This is a genomic window from Hydrogenophaga sp. BPS33, from assembly GCF_009859475.1.
Taxonomy (GTDB): Bacteria; Pseudomonadota; Gammaproteobacteria; order Burkholderiales; family Burkholderiaceae_C; genus Hydrogenophaga.
Genome location: NZ_CP044549.1, coordinates 1440712 through 1463762, shown reverse-complemented (window position 1 = coordinate 1463762; position 23051 = coordinate 1440712). Strand labels below are relative to the sequence as shown.

Sequence of the window (23051 nt, the reverse complement as noted above, 5' to 3'; positions counted from 1 at the left end):
CGCGACAGCCTCACAGGCCCAGGATCATCTTGGCGATGATGTTTTTCTGGATTTCGTTGGAGCCGCCGAAGATCGACAGCTTGCGGTAGTTGAAGTAGTTGGCCGCGGCGGTCGCCGTGACGGCGGCGTCTTCGGTCGCATCCGAAGCGTCTTCGATCTGCGCCGCCTCCGAATAGGGCAGCGCCGACGGACCCATGGCACGGCGGATCAGCGAGAGGATTTCCTGCCGGATTTCGGTACCGCGGATCTTGAGCATGGAGCTCTCCGCGCCCGGCACGCCACCGCCGGCCACGGCCGCGATCACGCGCAGGTTGGTGGTCTTCATGTTCTCCAGGTCGATTTCGACGCGTGCCATGCGCGCGGCGAACTGCGGGTCCTGGTCGAGCGGGCGGCCGTTGCGGCGCGCGCGGCTGGCCAGGGCCTTGAGCTTTTCCAGCGCGGCCACCGAGAAGCCGACACCCGCGATGCCGGTGCGCTCGTAGGTCAGCAGGTACTTGGCGTAGGTCCAGCCCTTGTTCTCCTCGCCCACGAGGTTCTCCGCGGGGACACGCACGTCGGTGAAGAACACCTCGTTGACTTCGCGGTCGCCATCGAGCGTGCGGATGGGCCGCACCTCGACGCCAGGCGTGGTCATGTCCACCAGCAGGAAGCTGATGCCGGCCTGCGGGCGCGCTTCCTTGTCGGTGCGCACCAGGCAGAAGATCATGTTGGCGTGCTGCCCTTGCGTGGTCCAGGTTTTCTGGCCATTGACGATGTAGTGCGCGCCGCGCTCGTCGTGCCCGCGCACCGCGCTGGTCTTGACCGAGGCCAGGTCCGAGCCCGAGCCGGGTTCGGAATAGCCCTGGCACCACCAGTCCGCGCCGTTGAGGATGCGCGGCAACCAGTATTGCTTCTGTGCCTCGTTGCCGTACTTGATCAGCACCGGGCCGAGCATGTTGAGCCCGAACGGCAGGATGCGCGGCGCACCCGCGATGGCGCACTCGTTGTCGAAGATGAACTTCTGCACCGCGCTCCAGCCGGGACCGCCGTGGGCCTCGGGCCAGTGGTTGGCCAGCCAGCCCCGGGCGTTGAGGATGGCGTGCCACTGCTCCTGGTCTGCCTTGCCCAGGCGCTGGCCGGCCTTGACCTTGTGCGCCAGCGGCGCGGGCAAATGGTCTTTCAGAAAGGCTTGCACTTCCTCGCGGAAGGCCTGCTCGTCGGGCGTGAATTGAAGGTCCATGGGATGGGGCGCTTTGAAGAGGAGGGAGGCTCAGCGGCCAGCGGGCGCGGCCTTGTTCAGGCTGTCGAAGTCCTGGCCCTGGGCCACCAGTCTTTCCAGCAGCGGCGCGGGTTTCCAGAAGCGCGGGTCTTCCTGGGCGAAGGCCCGGATGTCGGCCAGCACCTTGTCCAGGCCTTGCATGTCGGCCCACTTCATGGGGCCGCCACGGTGGCGTGGGAAGCCGTAGCCGCAGAGGAAGGTCACGTCGACATCGAGCGGCCGCAGGGCAATGCCCTCCTCCACCACCTTGGCCGCTTCGTTGACCATGGCGGCCATGTAGCGGCGCATGATGTCCTCGGCCGTGAAGCGGCGCGGTGCGATGCCTTTGCGCGCGCGCTCGGCGTCTACGATGGCGAGCACCTCGGGGTCGGGTTGGCCGGTGCGGGCACCTTGCGGGTACAGGTAGAAGCCGCGCCCGGTCTTCTGGCCGAACCAGCCGCGTTCGCAGATGCGGTCGGCCACTTCGACGTAGCGCGCCTGCGGATCGCGCGTGGCCGCGCGGCGCTTTCGCGTGGCCCAGCCGATGTCGCCGCCGGCCAGGTCGGTCACCTGGAACGGTCCCATCGGGTAACCAAAGCCGCGCACCGCTTCGTCGATCTCGTAGGGGCTGGCGCCGTCTTCCACCATGTGCTCGGCCACTTCCTTGTAGACCGCGAGGATGCGGTTGCCGATGAAGCCGTCGCACACGCCCGCGCGCACCGGCATCTTGCCCAGGCGCTTGGCGAGTTCGAAGGCGGTGGCCACGGCGTCGGCGCTCACCTTCGACGGCACCACGATCTCCAGCAGTTTCATGATGTTGGCCGGGCTGAAGAAGTGCAGGCCGATCACGTCCTGCGGGCGCTGCGTGACGGCGGCAATGGCATCGATGTCGAGGTACGAGGTGTTGGTGGCCAGCACCGCGCCGGGCTTGCACACGCGGTCCAGCTCGCGGAACACGGCCTGCTTGACCTCGAGGTTTTCGAACACGGCCTCGATCACCAGGTCGGCAGGGGCGACATCGTCATAGCGCGTGCTGCCGGTGTAGCGGGCCATGGTGGCGGCCTTGGCCTCGGGCGTCATGCGGCCTTTGGCGATCAGCCCGTCGTAGACCTTCTCGACGTGGGAACGGCCCCGCGCCAGCGACTCGGCATCGCGTTCGATCATGGTCACGGGGAAACCGGCGTTGAGCGCGGCCACGGTGATGCCCGCGCCCATCGTGCCGCCGCCGACCACGGCCAGCGCCGAGAGTGGGCGCGGCGCGGCGGCGCGCGCTTCGGGCACCTTCACCACCTCGCGCTCGGCGAAGAAGGCATGGATCAGCCCTGCGCGCTGCGGGCTGTCGATGCACGCCAGGAACTGCGCGCGCTCGAACTGAATGCCCTGCGCAAACGGCATGTCCAGCGCGGCCTGCACGCATTCGATGATCTTCATGGGCGAGAACAGACCGCGCGAGGTCTTGGCGGTCTCGGCCTTGAGAGCGTCGAGTTCGGCTTGCGCGGTGGCCTTGTCGGCCAGGCGGCCCAGCGTGGCGCTGGTGGGGCGCACTGGCATCTGGCGCGCGAGCAAGTCCTGCACATAGGCCAGGCCCTCGGTTTCAGGGTCGCTGCCCTGCGACAGCTGATCCACCAGGCCTGCGGCCAGGGCCGCCTGCGCGCCCAGCGGCTTGCCGCTGAGCATGAGACCCGTGGCGGCTTTCACGCCCATGAGACGCGGCGTGCGTTGCGTGCCACCGGAGCCCGGCAGCAGTCCGAGCAGCACCTCGGGCAAGCCCAGCTGGGCACCCGGCAGGGCCAGGCGGTAGTGGGCGGACAGGGCGATCTCCAGGCCGCCGCCCAAAGCCGCGCCATGGATGGCGGCCACCACCGGCTTGCCGCAGGCTTCGATGCGTTGGCACACCTCGGGCAAGGAAGGCGGCACGGGGGCCTGGCCGAATTCGCGGATGTCGGCACCGGCGATGAATGCCCGCCCCGCACCCACGATCAGCACCGCCTTCACGTTCGCGTCGGCATCGGCCTGCGCCATTGCGGCCAGCAAGCCCTGGCGCACCGCGCTGCCGATGGCATTGACCGGCGGGTTGTCGATGCGGACCACTTGCACGCCCTCGTGCAGGCTGACATGGACAGGGGCGGAGGAAGTTTCGGTGGTCGACATGCGGAGAGACGCTCCAAGGGTAAAAATCGGGAGCCCGCATTCTTACAACGTCACCGATTTCTAACAATCCCATGAATCATTGACAGACTGTCCAATAAATTAGAACAATTGCGCCATGGATTCCCACGCATTGACCTTGTTGGTCGAAATCATCGACAGCGGCAACCTGAGCCAGGCGGCGCGCAAGCTGCGCATGTCGCGCGCCAACGTGAGCTACCACCTCACACAGCTGGAGAAAGCCGTCGGGGTGCAACTGGTGCGGCGCACCACCCGCCGCGTCGAGCCGACCGAGGTGGGCATGCGCCTGTACGAGCATGGGCGCAGCATTCAGAACGAAATCCTGGCGGCGCGCGAAACCATCGCCACCCTGGGCCAGGGTTTGCAGGGGCGCGTGGGCATCAGCGTGCCCAGCGGCTACGGGCAGATCGTCATGAGCGACTGGCTGATCGAGTTCAAGCGCCTGTACCCCGGCATCGTGCTGGACGTGTTGTTCGAGAACCGCGTGGACAACCTGCGCGACGAGGTGGACATCGCCATCCGCGTGATGCAGGAGCCGCCGCTCTCGCTGGTGGCTCGCAGCATGGGCACGGTGCGCTTCCTGGCCTGCGCCTCGCGCGGTTTCGCGCAGCAGCACGGCCTGCCGCGCACGCTGCTCGAACTGCGCAACGCGCCCCTGATCACGTCTGGCGTGACAGGCCGCCAATTGCGCCTGAGCGCCTACCAGGGCGACGAACGCCAGGAGATGGTGCTGGAGCCGACGATGCTCTCGGAGCACTTTCCGTTTCTGCGCCAGGGCGTGCTCGCGGGCCTGGGCGTGGGCCTGGTGCCCGACTACGTGGTGCAGGACGCCATCGAATCCGGCGAGGTGTTGACCGCCCTGGACGACTACCGCCTGAGCATCTTCGGCAACCACCTCTACCTGCTGTACCTGCCCAACCGGCACCAGACGCGCGCGGTGCGCATCTGCATCGAGTTCCTGCTGGAGAAGGCGCGCGCGGCGCAGGGCCCTGTGGCGGTATGACGGGCTTGACCCGTGTCGCGCTGCGGTTCAGCAGCCCGTGCCGATTCTGGCTAACGCCGCCTGGGTCTTCCCTCTAGATTTGAAGCCGTCAACCGCCAAGCGGAAGACGGACGAACCGGAAAAATCCCGGCGGGGCAGCGACGCCATCGTGACGTTGACAAGACCCGCGTTGAGCGACCTGTTTTCAAAGGAAGTCACCCATGAAATTCAAACACCTGATCTTCGTGGCGTTCGCCGCCCTCGCCGGGCTGGCCTCGGCACAGAATTACCCGTCGAAGACGATCACCTTCATCGTGCCAGGGACGGCGGGCGGCGCGACCGATGTTCTCGCTCGCGCCCTCGCCCAACAGATGGGCCAGCAGATGGGTCAGCAGATCATTGTCGAGAACCGCCCAGGCGCAGGCGGCATGATGGGCGCGCTGGCCGTCGCGCAAGCGCCGGCCGACGGCTACACGTTGCTGGTCACGCCGAGCGCTCCGCTGCTCAGCAGCCCGTACCTGTACTCCAACGTAAAGTACGACGCGCGACGCGACTTCGCCTTCATCACACCGCTGTGCACGGGCTCGCTGGTCCTGGCGGTGAACCCGAAGGTCGTTTCAGCCCGAAACATGAAGGAGTTCATCGCCTGGGCCGAAGGCAACCGCGGCAAGGTGAACTACGGCTCCTATGGCATGGGCAGCGCGGGCCATCTCATGTCGGCCTACCTGGACCAGTCTCGCAAGCTCGACATGACGCACATCGCGTACAAGGGCGATGCGCCTTTGGTGCAGGACCTGGCAGGCGGACAGGTGGCATGGGGTGTTGCACCCTCCGGCACCATCGCACCGCACATCCAGAGCGGCCGCTTGCGCGCCCTCGCCATACTGGGCGACAAGAGATTGAGTGACATGCCCGATGTTCCCACGATGACCGAGGCGGGCTTCCCGGACACGGAGTTCCAACCGATCGGTTGGGCTGGGCTCATCGGCCCCGCAGCGACGCCGCCCGCGATCCTACAGCGGCTTGAAAAAGAAGCGCGTGCCGCGGTTCAGACCGCCACCATGAAGGCCCGATTCCAGATTTTCGGCATGTATCCCCTGGACCGCTCTTCTGCGGAGTTCCGGCGCGATTTCGAAGCGCAGTCGGTCGTCGTCGAGCGGCTTGTGAAGCTGTCCGGCGCCAAGGCGGACTGATCATGAAGGACCTGAAGCACTTCTACATGGACGGCGCCTGGGTAGAGGCCTCGCCAGGCTCGCAAGCCATTGCGGTGGTGAACCCGGTGACCGAAGAGAACCTGGGGAGCGTCGCACTCGGCACCTTGGCCGATGTCGATCACGCGGTGGCTGCCGCGCGGCGCGCTTTCCCGGCTTGGTCGGCGACTCCTGTTGCAGAGCGGATTGCCGCGCTTGAGCGGCTGGTCGTGGCATACAAGGACCGAGCCGAAGACATCGCACAAACGATCTGTGACGAGATCGGCGCGCCCCTGTGGCTGTGCCGGGACGTGCAGGCGGCCACCGGCCTCGCCCAGTTGGCCGGCACGCTCGAAGCGCTGCGCGAATTTGCGTTCGAAGATAGGCGCGGCAGCACCCTTGTCGTGCGCGAAGGGATCGGCGTGTGCGCGCTCATCACACCCTGGAACTGGCCGATGAATCAGGTGGCAGCCAAAGTCGCGCCCGCGTTGGCGGCTGGATGCACGATCGTGTTGAAGCCCTCTGAACTGGCGCCATTCAATGCGCGTGTTTTCGCCGAAATCTGCGACGCCGCAGAACTACCTTCGGGTGTGTTCAACATGGTGTACGGCGACGGCCCTGGCGTGGGTCATGCGCTGTCCACGCACGCCGACGTGGATCTGATCTCGATTACAGGTTCCACGCGAGCAGGCATCCAGGTAGCAATGGCAGCCGCAAACAGCGTGAAGCGCGTCACACAGGAACTCGGTGGAAAGTCCGCGAACATTCTGCTGGCGGACGCGGACTTGAACGCCGCGATTCCAAAAAGCATCATGGCTTGCATGCTCAACTCAGGCCAGACGTGTACCGCACCAACACGCCTGCTGGTGCCGCAATCGCGCTATGCGGACGCGGTCGGCATCGCGCAAGCCTTCTTGGGTTCGCTGCGAGTTGGTGATCCGCGGGCAGAGGGAACACAGCTCGGCCCGGTCTCTTGCGCCGCTCAGTTTGAGCGGGTGCAAAGCATGATTGAACTGGGCCTGAACGAAGGCGCACGCGCGGTGGTCGGCGGACTGGGGCGTCCGGAGGGGTTGACCCGGGGTTTCTATGTGCGCCCCACGCTTTTCGCCGACGTGCACAACGGCATGGCGATCGCGCGCGAAGAGGTCTTCGGCCCGGTTCTGGTCATGATTCCTTACAAGGACGAACAAGACGCTGTGCAGATCGCCAACGATTCGGACTATGGGCTGGCGGGTTATGTGTGGTCTGCCGACCCAGACGCCGCGTTGCGGATCGCTCGGCAACTGAGAACCGGTTCCGTGCGCATCAACGGCGCACCCTTCGACTGGCAAGCACCCTTCGGCGGTTTCGGCAAATCAGGCAATGGCCGGGAGTTCGGCCGCTACGGCATCGCGGAATTCCTGGAGTACAAAGCCATCATGGGCTGAAGCGCTGCCTGGGCTTATATCAAGTCGCCCCAGGCGCCACGCAGCGGAAACCAATGTGACATGTGGCGCTATCGACCGCCTGCGGCTGTCGCGCCGCCGGCCGGTAACGCCGGCAGTAGTTGGGAGCGCACAGGAAGGAGCCGCCTTTGATCACCTTGCGCCCGATCCCCGGTTCGTGCGGATCATGGCTCTGTTCGGCGATGGCGCCGCGTGGATCGGTGGGTATGCAACACGGCTTGCGGCTCGCAGATATCGCACGCTTCGTGCTGTACCAGTCCGTCGTCCATTCCCACACGTTCCCCGTCATCTCGAAGAGGCCGAAGCCGTTGGGTGGAAACGCGCGCACAGGCGCAGTCCCGGCATGACCGTCGAGACACAGGTTTTCGTGCGGAAACTCGCCCTGCCAGAAGTTCGCCATGGCCTGGCCGCCCGGCATGAGTTCGTCGCCCCAGGCGAATTCCGCTCCCACAAGGCCGCCTCGCGCGGCAAACTCCCATTGCGCCTCGGTGGGCAGCGCAAGCCCGGCCCACCGCGCATACGCCTCGGCATCCTCGAAGGCGATCTGCACGACCGGGTGCTCCTCCAGCCCGGCGATCGTGCTGCTGGGCCCCAGCGGATGCGCCCAGCTCGCACCGGGCACGTAGGACCACCAGTTGCCCATCTTCCAGGCGACCGGGCCGGTGGGCTGCGTGAACACGAGCGCACCGGGCGCGAGCAGTTCGGGCGGCGCGCCCGGAAACAAGGCGGGATCGATGGGGCGCTCGGCCAGCGTGCGATAGCCGGTGGCAGCGACGAAGCGCGCGAAAGCGCTGTTGGTGACGGCGGTGGACTCCATCCAGAAGCCAGACACCCTCACGCGATGGGCCGGCGCCTCGTCGGGATAGTGGACGTCGGAGCCCATGGAACAAAAGCCGCCAGGCACCCAGACCATGCCCGACGAGGGCGGCACGCCGTGTCTCACGGACACCGCCGCGGGGGCTCGTAGGGGTCGGGCGTTCCCATGGGGATTGCGGGGTGTTCCACCAGGCTCGCCTCAAAAGCCTGAACCATCTTCAGCATGGGTTCCAGCACCCAGCCAGAGGCACGTTTTCCTTCCTCTTCACGCGGGTTGGTGTAGAGATCGATGATGAAGGGCACCGGCAGCTTCTCGGGCGGCGACATCATCGTGTCCTGCTGGTAGAAGTGGGCCTTGAAGTTGCGCCATTTCACCGCCTGGAGCCGGTTGTCAACCCACACGAGCAAGCCGTCACGGCCTGACTTGGCGCTGGTGCCCTGAAACAGGTCGCACTGGTTCACGCCGTCGATGGGTCGGTCCTGCGGGATGGCAACGCCGGCGATCGTTGCGAGCGTGGTGAACAGATCGACACCGTGCACCAACTCGTCACTGGTCAAACCGGGCGGCACCTGGCCAGGCCACCGCAGGATGAAGGGCACGCGCAACCCGCCTTCGAGCGCGGTGAAGTAGGCACCCCGCCATGGACCGGCCCACCCTTCCCAGGGTTTGATGAACTCGGCGCCGTTGTCGCTTGTGAAGATGACGATGGTGTTTTCTCGCAAGCCCAGGCGATCGATCGCGGCCAGCATCTCGCCGACGTTGTGGTCCATCTCCGCCAGCATGTCGGCCCAGTCGCCCTTGCCTGTACTGCCGGCGAAGCGCGGGTGCGGCAGCGTGGGAAAGTGTGGCTGGGTCAGGCTTGTGAAGAGGTAGAACGGCTGGTGCCCGCGTGCCCGTTCTTCCATGAATGCAACGGTGCGCCGGGTGATCTCCGCGTCGATCACGCGCCGTTCCTGCATGTCGTACACCTGCAGCTCACGGCTGGGCTCCCCTTTGCGGCCTTCCATGATGTGCTGCGGCCGGACGAGTTCGGGTGCGTACCCCGGTGAGGTCAACCAGGTCGTCTCGTGGGTGGTCCTCGGGATGCCGTACCACTCGTCGAAGCCCTGGTCGTTGGGCAAGCGGCCGTCATCGCGCCCCAGATGCCACTTGCCGTAGAGCGCCGTGGCATAGCCGGCGTCGGACAGCAGCTTCGGCAAGGTGATTTCCCATTGCGTCAGGCCCTCCGGCACGCCTCCCAGCGGTACGGCATAAGTGCCCGAGCGGATCGCGTGGCGGCCCGTGAGCATGCTGGATCGGCTGGGCGTGCACTGCGGCTCCATGTTCATGTTGGTCAAGCGCAGGCCCTCCGCGGCCAGACCGTCGATGTGGGGCGTGGGCGCGCCCCGCAGCGGACCGCCACCGTAGACGCCGAGCTCGCCATAGCCCAGGTTGTCGGCCAGGATGAACAGGATGTTGGGATGCCTTTGCGTCGTCTGGTCGCTCATGCCGAGTCCTTGTTGTGTGCACCCGGCGAATGTAGCGCGGGGCGGGCCGGGCAGATATCCGTTATCAGCACCGGCTGCGGGCCGCTTGCAAGGTCGCCGAAGGAAGTTCGCCGAACAGGTGGCGGTACTCGGCGCTGAAACGGCTGAGGTGCCAGACACCCCATCGTGCGACCACGTCCTTGACCTGCAACGCGCTGTTGCCGGCGGCGATCAGGTCGCGCCGCGCGCCATTGAGCCGAAGCAGCTTGAGGTAGGAGACTGGGTTCGTGCCGAGCGTGTCCTGAAAGCTGTATTGCAAAGCCCGTGGCGACACCCGCAAGTGCCGGCAGATATCGCTCACGCGCAAGGGCTCGCTGATCCGGTCAAGGACGAACTCGCGCGCCCGCCTGACGATCTGAGCGCGGCCGAACACCGACAGCGTGGGCCGCGTCTCGTTCTGTTGGGCCAGGACAATGGGCACGAGCAGTGCCAGCAGGTCCTCGCGCGCCCCCTCCAGGGCGGCGGCATCCCAACCATCGCGCTCGCCGGAAAGCACTTCCAGCACCTCCAGCAACTCGGCACCAAAGTGCGCAGCCCGACCGCGCGCTTCCACCGACAAAACCCCATGACGTGCCCATTTGTCCAGATCGATGCACGCGGTTGCAAAGAAGTGGTCTTCGAGCAGCGCGCTGTCGACGGCGAGCACCATCAGATCCATCGGGGGCTGCATCGCGTCGAGTTCCCGGTCGCCTCGCAGGACACCAATGTGCGATGGCAAAATGGCAGTGCCGTTCACCACGATAGGCCCCGCCACACGCAAGGCATAGCCAAACACGACGCAGTTGCCACGGGACGCGCCGAACTGGTTCACCGTGGCGTTGCTGGTCTCGCGAAACAGCTGGAGCCCGCCGAAACGCACTTCCTTCGAACTGCCGGAGAAGCGTCCGGAACTCATCTGCACGTACTGGAGCGGCCAACCCTCGACGGCCACGCTCTGCTGGCTCACGTCTTCGAAGCTGGACGAGACATGGGTGAGGATCATGATTTTCTTTCCTCCGTCAATCAGTCCAAGCCCCTGCCCTCAAAGTTGCCCTCAAGGATGCGCGATAGCGGCGGCGCAATTTTCAACCTGCTGCCTGCTTGCGAAACGGACGCGGCAGCTTCAGAACGCGCTCTGCCGGCGCGTACCAGCCTTGTGGCGCGTACTCGCTCGTGTGCATATAGCACCGCACACGGACAAGGTCGCTGCCCTCCGTGAAGGTCATCAACCGGCTCAGCGGACGGCTTTGAGACACATGGCTGCGCGTGAGCGACGCCACGTTGAGAAAGTGTACGCCCCACTTTGTTTCGATGTGTGATTTCCCGCCGGTGCGGTCATCCGGATTGCTGTGCGTGTGACCACCAAGCCACATCGCGACCGCCTCGGGACGGGAATCGAGGTAGGACTCGAAGGCTTGCGCATCAGGCTTGCTGTCCACCCAATACAAGTACGAGGCGCCTTTGGGCGTGCCTTCTTCGTAGTACCCGTGGTACTTCATACGCCAGCAACCCTTCTCATCCTTCGTGTAGCCCTCGTACTCACCCGAAGCCATTGTCGTGTTTTTCAGCACGTAGTGATGCGCCGAAACGATGATTGAATCCGGGTTGGACTCCACCATCCGCTTCCACCATGCAAAGGTCTCCCCCGTGACCACGCCGCCCGGATTGCCACCGAGCAGCCCTCGGCCGATCTTCCGGGTGGGTTCGTTCACGTCACTCATCATGAGGAAAAGCAGATTGCCGACTCGAAACGAGTAGCGCTCCCAAGTGCCTTCTGCTGCAAAAGGCCGCCGCTGCGCGTTGACTCGCGATGTCTCGGTGTTCTCGCCCATCGGATCCAGCCATCGGCGGAACCATAGCGCATTCGGTTCACCTACCGCATTGCGGTCGTGGTTGCCGCAAATGTCATAGACGGCCTCACGGGCATGCTTTTGCAGTGCACCGTATTGGTCGACCACTTCCTGACCTTCATCATCTTCCGGCGATCCGTGCGCACCCGACATATCCCCGACGTTGAGCGCGATGTCCCAATCGAAGCTCGGACCGCCATCCGCCCCCCCGACCTCAGACTGCGCCAGCGCTTCGGCAAGACTCCTGCGGCCAGTCTTGCGCAGGTCTGTACCTACGTGAGCATCGCCAAACGCCCATACATTGAATTCGTGCTCTGCCATGTCATTTCTCCAGCTTGAAACCCGATCGACGAATCGTCTCACCCCACCGGTCGCTCTCCGCCTTGATGAAGGAGGCGAACTCGGTGGTCGACACTGTCTCGGCCGGCATGAAACCGATCCGCTCCAGTCGCGATCGGACGTCACTTTGGGCTAGGGCCGTCACGACGGTGTCGTGCAGTTTTTCGATCAACGCGCGTGGCGTTTTCGAAGGCGCAAACAGGCCAACCCCATCCGTCGCGACAATGTCGATGCCTTCCTCCCGCAGGGTGGGGACATCCTTCAGGTTCGGCGAGCGGGTCGTACCGGTCGTGGCCAGGACGCGGATCAGCCCAGATGCGTGAGACGATGCAATCGAGCCAGCCACCGCGATAGCGGCGGGGAGCACACCCGCGGCGATGTCTTGAATTTGCTGCTGCCCACCCCCTTTGTAGGCGGCGACGACAAACGGGGTACTGGTCATCTTGGACAACTCCAAGAGAACGAAGTGCATATGGGTACCCAACGCCGGTGCGCCGATGGTGGCCTCATTGGGGTTCTTGCGGCACCAATCCAACAACTGGCGCACCGTCCTGGCCGGATGATTCACGCCGACCATGATGGCGAAGTCCGCCGTCGCGAGCGGAGCGATTGGCGCAAAGTCGCTGAACTTGTACCTCAGGCTGTCGCCATACAAGTGCGGGTAGAGCGTGAACGCGCCGGATTGTGCCAAGAGCAAGGTCCGGCCACCTGCCGCAACCATCTTCATCGCATCGATGGCCAGACGGCCTCCGGCGCCCACCCGGTTCTCGACCAACACGTTGCCAGTCAAACTTGACTTCATCGCCTCGGCCAGGATGCGTGCCACCGCGTCCGGTCCACCGCCCGCCGGAAAGCCTACAAGCACTTTCGTGGCCCCCACTGCCGCACGCACCGTCATCGGCAATCCGAGGGTGGCGAGAGCCACATGGACCGTGTGCTTCAACATGCTTCGACGATCAGTCATACAAGAACTCCTGAAAATTCACTGCGCCTGAAAACCCGATCCCTTGACGATGCGCGTCGCTGTCCCCCAGGAACTTGGGGATTGGTTGAAAGAGTGGCACGGCCAGGATGAACAGGATGTTGGGAGGCCGCGCCGTCGTCTTGTCTCTCATGCTTGTGTCCTTGTTTTGTGTGCATCGCCAATGTAGGGCGGAGCAAGGCCAGGCGGTTATCCGTTATCGGCACCGACTGCGGGCGGCGTGTGAGGATCACGGTGCGCAGTCCGTGCCGAATCTGGCTAACGCAGCCTCGGCCTTCCCCCTAGATTCGATGCCACTAAATGCTGAAAGGAAGATGGATGAAGCCGAAGACGGATGTGGACCACGACATCATCGTGGTGGGGGGTGGATTTGCTGGCGTGACAGCTGCCCGGGATTGCCGAAAGAACGGCTGGCGCACCCTGCTGCTGGAGGCGCGAGACCGCCTCGGCGGACGCACGTACACCACCCAGCTTGCTGGCCACAAAGTGGAACTGGGCGGCACCTGGATCCACTGGCGCCAGCCCTTTGTCTGGGCGGAGAAGGAGCGCTATGGGCTCGAAGTCAGAGAGACGCCGGGCAATGTCGATCCCGCCACCGAAGAGGTGGCGCTGCTGGTGCGCGGGGAGCGTGTGCTGTTGCGTGGCCAGCAGATGCAGCCGGTGGTCGAGGCATTGAACCGGTACTTCGCCGATGCCCAGGCGCTTTGGGAGCGTCCTTTCGATGCGCACCACACATGGCCGCGCCTGTTTGCGCGAGACGGTATGAGTGCATGGGACCGCCTGGTCCAGATGGACCTCGCGGAGCCGCAACGCAGTGCAGTCGGCTGCTACCTGGACGCGCTGGCCAACGGCACCAGCCGCGAGGTTTCTTACAACGAAGTGGCGCGCTGGTGGGCTCTTTCGGGACACAGCCTTCCCGCACTGGACGACGCCTGCGGCCGCTACGCGTTGAAGGACGGTACAGCGGCACTCCTGGAAGCCATGGTGAAAGACGGCCGCCCCGAAGTTCGACTGTCCACGCCCGTGCAAGGCATCTCGGACGAGGGCGACCACGTCGTGGTCACGACGCACGCTGGCGAGCAGATTCGCGCCGGCAGCGTCATCGTGACGTTGCCAATGAACGTGCTGCCTTCCGTGGAATTTTCTCCAGCGCTCGACCCCATGCTGGTGCAGGCAGCGGGTGAACGGCACGCAGGTCGGGGGTTGAAAGTGGTGATGAAGACGCGTGGCAACCTGGGTGGCGTGAGCAAACGGCTTGGGCTCGGTGGGCCGGAGCTCCCACTGAACATTGTCTTCACCTACGCCAAGGCCGACGACCATTGCCTGCACGTCGGCTTCGGCTCCGATGCCACGAAGCTGGACTTGAACGACAGGGAGCAGGTACAAGAAGCAGCGCGCGCGTTTTTCCCCGATATGGAGGTCGAGGAATGCATGGGCCACGATTGGGTGAACGACCCGTACAGTCTGGGCACCTGGACCAATTACAAGGCGGGCTGGCTGGAAAAGTACCACGCGCACTTCCAACAGGACCGCGGTCGCATTCTGTTCGGCCAGGGTGACCACGGCGAAGGATGGCGCGGCTTCATCGACGGCGCCATCGCCGCTGGCAGCAAGGCCGCCCTGAGGGCAGAGGGTGTGCTCGGGTGAGTGTCGGCGTGGATGCTTCATGCATCGATCACACATGGCGCTGCTGGCCATCTCGCCACCTACGGGCGGTCCCAGTCGTAGGCCAGCGGCTCTTTGCGCACGAAGCGCTGCACCGCGTCCGCGTGGAACGGCAATGACATGGCCACGGCCTGCTGGTGCGCCTCGATCTCCGCCAGGGTGCGGTAGTCGGTGTCGAAACTGCGGTTGAGCGAATTCTTGATCATGCCCATCGCATCGCGCGGGCCGCTTGCCAGCCGCGCCGCGAGCCGGCGGGCTTCGTCGAGCAGTTGCGCCGGCTCGTGGATCGCGTAGACGATGCCCAACGCCTGCGCCTCCTGTGCCCCAAAACGCCGCGCTGTCAGCATGAGTTCCTTGGCTTTGGCCAACCCCACCAGACGCGGCAAGGTGTGGAACGCGCCGAAGTCCGGCACCATGCCCATCTTTGCGAACACCATGCAGAAGCTGGCACGCGTCGACGCCAGCACAAAGTCGGCCATGAGCGCGAGCGACGCACCGGCACCGAAGGCCGGACCGTCCACCGCGGCGATCACCGGCACGTCCAGCGAGCGCAGGCGGTCCAGCCACCGGTGGTGGTCGGCGCTGATGCGACTGCGGCACGCGCCACCGGGCGCGCCCGCTGCGTGCAAGTTGGCCATGCCTTTCACATCGCCACCCGCGCAGAAACTGCCGCCCGCGCCTGAGAGGATCAGGGCGCGGATGGCGCGGTCGTTCTCGACGCGCTCCAGCATGTCGCGGTAGTCCTGGCGCATCGCCATGCTCAGCGCGTTGCGTGCTTCGGGCCGCTGGTGCGTGAACTCGGCCACGCCGTTGGGGCAAACGTGAAACGTGGCCTCGCGCAGGTTCATCAAACCATTCTCTGTGTCCATCCGCCGTGCTCCCCGTCAAACGCCCTGTCCGCCCAACCGATACCACGCAATGCCATCGGCACCGTCCCGCACCACCACCTCTCCCCGCTCGATCAGGAGCCGCAGATACGCCACCGCCTCGCCTGTGGCGAGCTGCTGCACGAAGACACTGGCGAAGGTCTTGCGCCCGAACAGGGTTTCAAACGTGTCCACCACGCGCACGTCCGCCCGCGACAGCGTATCGCGCAACTGGTCCAGCGCCCGGTGGCGTTTGCGGGCCAGTTGCTCCAGCCGCGCATGCAGCCCATGAAAAGGATCGTCGTGCGCGGGCAGCACCAGCACGTCGTCCGGAACTTCGCGTGCAATCCTGGCGAGGGACGCCAGCCAGTCGCGCATCGGGTTGGCGTGGGGCTCGCCTGGCCACACCGCCACGTTGGAAGAAATGAGCGGCAGCACCTGGTCGCCCGAGATGAACAGCCCGCGCTTCACGCAGTAGAGACAGGCGTGCTCCCCCGAATGCCCGCTGCCGACGAGCACTTGCCAATCGTCATCGCCGATGCGCAGGCACTCGCCGTCCTGGATGCGCCGGTAGCGCACCGGCAGCGGCGACATGTTGCGCCCCATCGGGCGCACTGCGTCGAGCGACACGGCGTCCCAGCCGGCACGCCGGTAGAAAGCCAGGTCTGCCGCGGGCATCGGCGCTTCGCAGTGGCTCTGCAGGAGACGCGCCTGCAGGTATTCGCCGCGCGTCATCCACAGTTCGCAGTCGAATGCCTCGCACAGCCAGCCCGCCATGCCCACGTGGTCCGCGTGCAGGTGGGTGCCGATCACGCGCGTGACCGGATCGCCGCCCAACGGTCCGTCGGGCGCGAGCAACTGGCGCCACACTTCGACCGCGCGCTCGATGAACATGCCGGTGTCCACGACCGCCCACCCATCGCCATCGCGCAACGCCCAGACGTTGACGCACTGCCCGCTGAGCAAGGGCAGGCGCAGCCACAGAATGCCGCTCGCCACCTCCAGCGCACCACCCACAGGAGGCGCCTCGCCGCAGGGGAAACGCAGCGCCGAAGCGCGCAAGGCAGCGCGCTCCCGCTCGCTGGCCGCGCTCATGCCGATCCCCTATGGGCCCAGAAGGGTTCGCGCAAGTCCCGCTTGAGGATCTTGCCTGCGCTCGACAGCGGCAACGCGTCGCGGAACGCCACCGTCTTGGGGCACTTGTAGCCGGCGATGCGTTCGCGGCAATGGGTGCGCACGGCTTCCTCGTCCAGTTCCGCGCCGGGCTTGCACACCACCACCGCGTGCACCGCTTCGCCCCACTTCTCGTGCGGAATGCCGATCACGGCGCACATGGCCACGGCCGGGTGCTGCGCAATGGCGTTCTCCACCTCGGCCGAGTAGATGTTCTCGCCGCCGCTGACGATCATGTCCTTGATGCGGTCCACGATGAACAGGTTGCCATCGGCATCCAGATAGCCACCGTCGCCCGTGAACAGCCAGCCGTCGCGCAACGCCTTCGCGGTTTCCTCGGGCTTGTTCCAGTAGCCCAACATGATGTTCGGGCCGCGTGCGGTGATCTCGCCCACCACGCCGCGCGGCACCTCGCGACCCCCAGCGTCAACGATGCGCACCAGCACGCCGAAGGCCGGATGCCCGGCCGAGCGCGACAGGCCGCTCTTGCGCGCGTCTTCGCTGTGGTGCGCCGGGCCGCTCGAAGAGATCACCGGACAGGCCTCCGTCAAGCCATAGGCGTGCGACAGCTCGACGTTCGGCAGCTTCTGCACCGCCTGCTCGACCATCACGCTCGCGCTCGGCGAGGCGCCATAACCCAGGCGCCGCCAGCTGCTGAGGTCGCGCTGATCAAAGTCCGGGTGGTTCAGCACGGCCTGGATCATTGTCGGCACCATCACGGTGTCGGTGATCCTTTCGCGTTCGATGATCTCCAGCACCGCCCCCGCGTCAAAACCCGGCAGCACCGCCTGGCATTCGCCCGCGATCGACTGCATGACCACACGGCCCAGGCCGGCAATGTGGAACAGCGGCACGACGTGCAGAGACGTGCTGCCGCGCAAGATGGGCGTTTCCGACAGGCGCATGGTGGCCGCGGACCACAGGTTCATGTGCGACTGCATCACGCCCTTGGGGTGCCCGGTGGTGCCGCCGGTGTACATGATGCAGGCCAGGTCGTTGCCGCTTCGGCCTGCGTCTTCCACAGGTTCGTGCTGCTCCATCAGGTCCTCAAAGGACAGCATGCCTGGTGGCGCTGCGCCGTCGTCGGCATAGACGAACAGCGGCGCGTGCCGGGCCGTGGCGCCGATCCTGGGCGCCAGCGCTGCAAACGCCTTGTCGACGATCAGGATGCGCGTGTCGCAGTCGTCGAGCGAATACACGATCTCGGGCACGCTCCAGCGGATGTTCACCGGGTTGAGCACGCCACCGGCCCACCACACGCCCATGATGCATTCGAGAAAACGGTCCGAGTTGTGCGCGAGGATGCCGACGCGGTCGTTCGCTTGCAAGCCCTGCGAACGCAGCGCCGCAGCGAGCCGGGCCACGCGGTCGCCGTGCTCCCGGAAACTGCGGCGGCGCGTGCCGAAAATGGTCGCGGTTCTGGCCGGCGTCTGCTGCAGGGAGCGCTGAAGGCTGAGGGTGAGGGACATGGTCGGGTGTGTCTCCAGTACGGCGGTCAAGCGCCCATGCGGGCCAGCCGCGCGGCCTGCGCATCGACGTCGCCAAACAGCTGGTCCAGCACGTGGATGCGGCGCAGGCAGTGGCCCACGGCGTACTCCTCGGTCATGCCTATGCCGCCGTGCGACTGGATGGCGGCTTGGCACAGCTGGCGCGCCTGCCGGCCGATCACCAGCTTGGCGCGCAACAATTCGGTCGTGGCCTCGGGCGAACCGCTTCGGTCCACTGCCAGCGCCGCCGCCATGGCCATGGTGCGCGCGATTTCCAGCGCCACCTTCATCTCCGCGACGCGGTGGCGCATCGCCTGGTACTCGCCAATGGCGCGGCCGAACTGCTTGCGCGTGGTCACGTAGCCGGTGGTGAGTTCGAAGGCCGTCTCCATCGCCCCGACCATGTCGGCGCACGCGGCCGCCGTGCCGGCATCGCGCACCGCACCCATGGCCGCGCGCTGGAACGCTTCGTCCAGCGGGTCGCCCATCGCTTGCGCCGCCGCGCCTTGCAACGTCAGCTCGGCCGCAGGCGTGTCGTCGACCAGGCGGAAATGGCGCAGCGCGACACCCGCCGCCTTCGGGTCGACCAGGAAGAGCGCGAGGCCTTGCGCTTCGTCGCCCTGCCCGGCCACGCGGGAGCTCACCACCAGGTGGTTGGCGGCGTTCGCGTGCAGCACCAGCGCCTTGTGGCCATCGAGCCGCCAACCCGTGCCTTCGCGCGTGGCGCGTGTCTCCACCCACGTCGGGTTGTGCCGCTCGCCGCTTTCGTCGTGCGCCCAGGCCAGGCGCACATCGCCGCTGGCCAACGTGGGCAGCAGCGCGTCCTTCTGCGCATCGCTGCCCGCTTGGAGCACGGCGGTCGCGCCCAGCACGGCAGACGACAGGTAGGGCTCCAGCGCGAGCACACGGCCCAGTGCCTGCAACACGGGCAGACGATCGGCCGCCGCATCGCTGAGCCCGCCGTACGCTTCGGGAATGCCGAGCGCGAGCACGCCGAGTTCGGCCAGTTGGCGCCACACCTCGGGGCTCCATCCTTCAACTGACGCGGCGATGGCGCGGCGCTGCTCGAAGCCATACCGGTCGCCGAGCAGGCGCGACAGGCTCTCCGACAAAAGCCGCTGTTCTTCGCTGATCTGAAAGTTCATGTGGGTCAACCCAGAATGGTTTTGGCCAGGATGTCCTTCTGGACTTCGCTCGATCCACCATAGATCGAGGTGGCGCGGTGGAAGAAGTAGCGCGAGACGGTGGCCGCGTCGCCGTGCAGCGCGGCCTCACCGTCGCCGCTGCGCCGCTCCAGACCACTCAGGCCGGACACGCGGGCCAGCAAGGTGGTGATCTCCTGGATCAGCTCCGAGCCCTTGAGCTTGAGGACCGACGCGAAGCCGGGCAGCGTGCGGTCGATGTCCGGGTCGAGCAGGAAGCGCCAGGCCGTGAGTTCCAGCGCGCGCACCTCAGCCCCCAGCACCGCCAGCTCGCCGCCGAACTTGGGGTCGTCGAGCAGGCGCTTTCCATTGCACATCTGCCGGCTCGCCAGCTCGCGCGCGTAGTCCAACCGCTCCCAGCACTGGCCCATGCTGGCCACCGAGATGCGTTCGCTGACCAGCAGGTACTTGGCGCAGTCCCAGCCCCGGCCTTCTTCGCCCACCAGGTTGCCCACCGGCACCCGCACATCGTCGAAGAAGACTTCGTTGAGGTGGTGCTGGCCATCGATGGACACGATCGGGCGCACCGTGATGCCGGGGGTCTTCATGTCGATCAGCAGGAAGGAGATGCCGTCCTGCTTGCGCGCGGCCTGCTCGGTGCGCACCAGGGCGAACATCCAGTCGGCCAGGTGTGCGCCCGTGGTCCAGATCTTCTGACCGTTGACGCGGTAGAGATCGCCCTCGCGCTCGGCCCGGGTGCGCAGCGAGGCCAGATCGGAGCCCGAGCCCGGCTCCGAAAAACCCTGGCAGAACCACAGGTCCAGGTTCGCCAGCTTGGGCAGGAAGAAGCGCTTCTGGTCTTCGGTGCCATAGCGCAGCAGCACCGTGCCCAGCATGTTGATGTTGAAGCCGATCGGCTGCGGCGCGGGCGCGCGGTAGAGCTCGTCGATGAGGATCAGACGGCGCGCCACGTCCAGGCCGGCCCCGCCGTATTCCTTGGGCCAGTGCGGCGCGGCCCAGCCTCGGGTGTTGAGCAGGCGCTGCCAGGCCACCGAATCCTGCTGGCGCGGCGCGTGGCCGCGGCGCAGGCGCTGGCGGATGTCGTCGGGCAGGTTGTCGCGGATGAAGGCGCGCACCTCTTCGCGAAAGGCCGCCTGGGTCGGGTCGAGTTCGAGGTTCATGGTTGCCGCATCCCGGCTTTGCCGTTGTTGATGACGAGGGTGTCGCGCTCCAGCGCGCGGGCTCGGAAGGAGCCGTCGTTCCACAGCTCCACGCGCACCGTGTCGCCGGGCAGCACCGGAGCGCTGAAGCGCAGGCTCAGCGACGACAGGCGCGCAGGGTCGTAGCCGCACAGCGTGCGCAGCAATGCATGGCCGCACAGGCCGAGCGTGCACAGGCCGTGAAGAATGGGTTGTGAAAAACCGGCCTTCGCGGCCACGGCCGGGTCGGCGTGCAGCGGGTTGAAGTCGCCGTTGAGGCGGTAAACCAGCGCCTGCTCGGAGCGTGTCGGCAGGTCCACAGTGTGGTCGGGGGCGCGCTCGGGCAGCGCGTGCACGGCGGGCACAGGTCCACTGGGCCCACCAAAGCCGCCATTGCCGCGCAAGAACAACGTGCTGTGCAGCACCGCATAGCGCTGGCCGGACACCGCGTCGAGCAGTTCCTTCTCGGTGACCATCAGCGCACCCTTGCCCTCGCCCTTGTCCACCACATGGACCACGCGAAGGTTCGCAACGACCTCCGCGTCGGCGGGCAACGGAGCTTCGAATTGCATCGACTGCTCGCCGTGCACCACCCGACCGTAGTCGATGCCCAGCGCCGGGTCCGCGATCCAGGGTCCGTTCGGGGCGAGCACGACCGCCATGAACGGCAGGATCGGCATGCCGGGCTTGACCGGGTCCACGAAGGCCAGCTGCCGGGTGTCCAACGGGTCCTGCCCGAAGCCCACCGACAGCGCATACAGCGCGGCATCTTTGCGCGAGAGCTTCTGCCTCCCCTGCGGTATGGGATGGCCGAGCAACTGCTGAAGGTCGATCACGCGGCGCCCTCCTTACATCGGGTCCCAGGCGAACACATCGCGCGACAGGTCCAGCGGCGCCATCGACGGCTTGAACGCCGGGATGGCGCGCTCGATGCAACCCTGCACCGTCCAGCCGGCGGCATCGTGGATGGTGCGGATCGGGCGTGGCTGCGAGAACAGGAACACCTCGTTGTTACGCACACCGAAGATCTGGCCCGTCACGTCCTTGGCCTGGTCGCTCAGCAGCGCCAGCGTGAAAGGCGCGATCTTGTCGGCCTCCATGGTCATCAGCGACTTCATTCGCGCAGCCTTCTCGGGCGTGTCGGTGGGAATGCTGCCGACCATGCGGGTGAAGGCGAAGGGTGCGATGCAGTTGGAGCGCACGCCGAACTTCTGCATGTCCACCGCGATCGACTTGGACAGTCCGACGATGCCCATCTTGGCCGCCGCGTAGTTGGCCTGGCCCAGGTTGCCGACCAGGCCCGAGGTCGAGGTCATGTGCACGAAGGCGCCACTTTGCTGCTCCTTGAAGTGCGGCGCGGCCGCGCGTGCCACGTTCCAGCTCCCCTTGAGGTGCACGCGGATCACGGCATCGAACTCGTCTTCGGTCATCTTGTGGAACAGCGCGTCGCGCAGATTGCCCGCGTTGTTCACCACGCCGTCCACGCGGCCGTACAGGTCCATGGCCTGCTGCACGATGCGGTTGGCACCAGTCCAATCGGCCACGCTCTCGGTGCTGGCACTCGCCACGCCACCTTCGGCCTGGATCAACTCGACCGTCTCCTGCGCCGGGCCGGCACTGGCCTCGGAGCCGTCGACCTTCACCCCCAGGTCGTTCACCACCACCTTGGCCCCCTGGCGTGCCGCTTCGCGCGCAATGCCGCGCCCCACACCGGCGCCCGCGCCGGTCACGATGATGACTTTTCCTTCAAGCAGTTTCATGTCGGTTTTCCATTCAACGGTTCAAATCACAGGGCGGCTGCTCAATGCAGACCCAACACACTCACGGCGGCCACGCCCTGGTACGGCACACCGCCCAGGTTGTGGGTCAAGCCCAGGCTGGGGCTCTTCAACTGGCGTTCGCCAGCGCGCCCCTGCAGCTGGTTGTAGACCTCGTAGGCCATGCGCAGGCCCGAGGCGCCGATGGGGTGACCGAAGCACTTGAGGCCACCGTCCACCTGGCAGGGCACACCACCACCGTCGCGGTCGTAGAAGCCATCGAGCACGTCGTGCACGGCGCGGCCCGGTTCGGAGATGAACAGGTCTTCCATCGTGACCAGCTCGGTGATGGAGAAGCAGTCGTGCACCTCCATCAGCGAGATCTGCTCGCGCGGCTTGGTCACACCGGCCTCGGCATAGGCGCGGCTGGCGGCGTTGCGGGTGTTGCGCACGTGGCTACCGTCCCAGGTGTTCGTGGTCGACTCGATGCCCGAGCTCACGCTCAGCTGTATCGCCTTGATGGTCACCATGTCCTTGCGGCCGAGCGCGCGCGCGATCTCGGGCGTGGTCACGATGGCGCAGGCGGCGCCATCGCTCACGCCGCAGCAGTCGAACAGGCCCAGCGGGTCCGCGATCATCGGCGCGCCCAGGATCTGCTCCATGGTGACCGACTTGCGCAAATGCGCCTTGGGACTGAGCACGCCGTTCTGGTGGCTCTTCCACGACACCCGCGCGATGGCGCGCTTGAGTTCTTCGCGGGAAATGCCGTAGCGCGTGCGGTAGCCATCGGCCAGCTGCGCGAAGCCCGCCGGGGCCGAACCCAGCGGCATCCACAGGTCGTTGAAGGTGCCCTTGTAGGTCGGCGGCAGGCCGCCGTAGCCGGTGTCTTTGAGTTTCTCGGCGCCGATCGCCAGGGCGATGTCGGCCGCGCCGGAGGCCACGGCGTAGGCTGCGCCGCGCAGCGCCTCGGTGCCGGTGGCGCACATGTTTTCCACGCGGCTCACCGGGATGCCGTCCAGCCGCAGCGCCAGCGAAGCCGGAATGGCGGAGTTGCCGATGTTGATCTGGTCGAGGCAGGAGCCGAACCACGCGGCGTCGATCTGCTTGCGCTCGATGCCGGCGTCCTGCAGCGCTTCGTTGAAGGCCTCTGCCATCAGGTCGTGCGTGCCCGCGTCGAAACGTTCGCCGAAGCGCGAGCAGCCCATGCCAATGATGGCGACCTTGTCTTTGATACCTGTTGCCATGT

At 66.0% G+C, this 23051-nt stretch carries 20 protein-coding genes; 4 read left to right on the top strand and 16 right to left on the bottom strand.

From position 1 onward, the window contains the following. Positions 1 to 10 precede the first annotated feature (10 nt). Both F9K07_RS06885 and F9K07_RS06880 read right to left on the bottom strand, forming a co-directional pair. Complete coding sequence (locus F9K07_RS06885) at positions 11 to 1219, bottom strand: acyl-CoA dehydrogenase family protein (RefSeq protein WP_159590682.1); 1209 nt, start codon at positions 1217 to 1219, stop codon at positions 11 to 13. A gap of 30 nt (positions 1220 to 1249) precedes the next feature. Further along, on the bottom strand, positions 1250 to 3388 hold the full coding sequence (locus F9K07_RS06880; RefSeq protein WP_159590680.1) for a 3-hydroxyacyl-CoA dehydrogenase NAD-binding domain-containing protein: 2139 nt from the start codon (positions 3386 to 3388) through the stop codon (positions 1250 to 1252). Positions 3389 to 3503: 115 nt separating this feature from the next. Between F9K07_RS06880 and F9K07_RS06875 the strand changes: the two genes are divergently transcribed. The 3 genes from F9K07_RS06875 to F9K07_RS06865 all read left to right on the top strand — a co-directional run bounded on the left by F9K07_RS06875 (position 3504) and on the right by F9K07_RS06865 (position 7005). After that, positions 3504 to 4409: a LysR family transcriptional regulator gene (locus tag F9K07_RS06875; protein WP_159590678.1), complete on the top strand. Its 906-nt coding sequence runs from the start codon at positions 3504 to 3506 to the stop codon at positions 4407 to 4409. Positions 4410 to 4609: 200 nt separating this feature from the next. Further along, on the top strand, positions 4610 to 5581 hold the full coding sequence (locus F9K07_RS06870) for a Bug family tripartite tricarboxylate transporter substrate binding protein (RefSeq protein WP_159590676.1): 972 nt from the start codon (positions 4610 to 4612) through the stop codon (positions 5579 to 5581). 2 nt (positions 5582 to 5583) lie between these two features. Next, the gene (locus tag F9K07_RS06865; protein WP_159590674.1) at positions 5584 to 7005 is read left to right on the top strand and encodes an aldehyde dehydrogenase family protein; all 1422 of its coding nucleotides are present in this window, start codon (positions 5584 to 5586) and stop codon (positions 7003 to 7005) included. Positions 7006 to 7024: 19 nt separating this feature from the next. Here the strand turns inward: F9K07_RS06865 and F9K07_RS06860 are convergent, their stop codons facing one another. The 6 genes from F9K07_RS06860 to F9K07_RS06835 form a co-directional block, all read right to left on the bottom strand. After that, positions 7025 to 7972, bottom strand: coding sequence for a formylglycine-generating enzyme family protein (locus F9K07_RS06860; protein ID WP_201451524.1), 948 nt, complete (start codon positions 7970 to 7972; stop codon positions 7025 to 7027). Beyond that, entirely contained in the window at positions 7963 to 9327 is a 1365-nt protein-coding gene (locus tag F9K07_RS06855) for an arylsulfatase (protein ID WP_159590672.1), read from the bottom strand. Before F9K07_RS06855 ends, F9K07_RS06860 begins: the two co-directional genes overlap by 10 nt. A 64-nt stretch (positions 9328 to 9391) precedes the next feature. After that, the gene (locus tag F9K07_RS06850; protein WP_159590670.1) at positions 9392 to 10348 is read right to left on the bottom strand and encodes a helix-turn-helix domain-containing protein; all 957 of its coding nucleotides are present in this window, start codon (positions 10346 to 10348) and stop codon (positions 9392 to 9394) included. 82 nt (positions 10349 to 10430) lie between these two features. Further along, positions 10431 to 11516, bottom strand: coding sequence for a metallophosphoesterase (locus F9K07_RS06845; protein ID WP_159590656.1), 1086 nt, complete (start codon positions 11514 to 11516; stop codon positions 10431 to 10433). A 1-nt stretch (position 11517) separates the two neighbouring features. Beyond that, complete coding sequence (locus F9K07_RS06840) at positions 11518 to 12498, bottom strand: Bug family tripartite tricarboxylate transporter substrate binding protein (RefSeq protein ID WP_159590654.1); 981 nt, start codon at positions 12496 to 12498, stop codon at positions 11518 to 11520. Continuing rightward, a complete protein-coding gene (locus tag F9K07_RS06835) occupies positions 12491 to 12649 on the bottom strand; it encodes a hypothetical protein (RefSeq protein WP_159590652.1) in 159 nt (52 codons plus the stop codon). Before F9K07_RS06835 ends, F9K07_RS06840 begins: the two co-directional genes overlap by 8 nt. Before the next feature lie 185 nt (positions 12650 to 12834). On the opposite strand from F9K07_RS06835, the gene F9K07_RS06830 reads away from it, so the two are divergent. Further along, the gene (locus F9K07_RS06830; protein WP_159590650.1) at positions 12835 to 14163 is read left to right on the top strand and encodes a flavin monoamine oxidase family protein; all 1329 of its coding nucleotides are present in this window, start codon (positions 12835 to 12837) and stop codon (positions 14161 to 14163) included. A gap of 59 nt (positions 14164 to 14222) precedes the next feature. Here F9K07_RS06830 and F9K07_RS06825 read toward each other — a convergent pair whose 3' ends face one another. The 8 genes from F9K07_RS06825 to F9K07_RS06790 are packed head-to-tail and all read right to left on the bottom strand — an operon-like array spanning position 14223 to position 23049. Continuing rightward, positions 14223 to 15029 (bottom strand): enoyl-CoA hydratase/isomerase family protein, encoded by an 807-nt coding sequence (locus tag F9K07_RS06825; protein ID WP_159590648.1) that lies wholly within the window; start codon positions 15027 to 15029, stop codon positions 14223 to 14225. Positions 15030 to 15065: 36 nt separating this feature from the next. Then, positions 15066 to 16142 (bottom strand): MBL fold metallo-hydrolase, encoded by a 1077-nt coding sequence (locus F9K07_RS06820; protein WP_159590646.1) that lies wholly within the window; start codon positions 16140 to 16142, stop codon positions 15066 to 15068. Next, positions 16139 to 17689 (bottom strand): long-chain-fatty-acid--CoA ligase, encoded by a 1551-nt coding sequence (locus F9K07_RS06815; protein ID WP_159590644.1) that lies wholly within the window; start codon positions 17687 to 17689, stop codon positions 16139 to 16141. Before F9K07_RS06815 ends, F9K07_RS06820 begins: the two co-directional genes overlap by 4 nt. 26 nt (positions 17690 to 17715) lie before the next feature. Continuing rightward, on the bottom strand, positions 17716 to 18852 hold the full coding sequence (locus F9K07_RS06810; protein ID WP_159590642.1) for an acyl-CoA dehydrogenase family protein: 1137 nt from the start codon (positions 18850 to 18852) through the stop codon (positions 17716 to 17718). Between the two features lie 5 nt (positions 18853 to 18857). Further along, positions 18858 to 20030 carry an acyl-CoA dehydrogenase family protein gene (locus F9K07_RS06805; RefSeq protein ID WP_159590640.1) on the bottom strand — a complete coding sequence of 391 codons (1173 nt, stop codon included), beginning with the start codon at positions 20028 to 20030 and terminating at the stop codon, positions 18858 to 18860. Further along, complete coding sequence (locus F9K07_RS06800) at positions 20027 to 20884, bottom strand: MaoC family dehydratase (RefSeq protein ID WP_159590638.1); 858 nt, start codon at positions 20882 to 20884, stop codon at positions 20027 to 20029. Before F9K07_RS06800 ends, F9K07_RS06805 begins: the two co-directional genes overlap by 4 nt. 12 nt (positions 20885 to 20896) lie before the next feature. Continuing rightward, entirely contained in the window at positions 20897 to 21808 is a 912-nt protein-coding gene (locus F9K07_RS06795) for an SDR family NAD(P)-dependent oxidoreductase (RefSeq protein ID WP_159590636.1), read from the bottom strand. A gap of 41 nt (positions 21809 to 21849) precedes the next feature. Continuing rightward, positions 21850 to 23049: an acetyl-CoA acetyltransferase gene (locus F9K07_RS06790; RefSeq protein ID WP_159590634.1), complete on the bottom strand. Its 1200-nt coding sequence runs from the start codon at positions 23047 to 23049 to the stop codon at positions 21850 to 21852. Positions 23050 to 23051 lie beyond the last annotated feature (2 nt).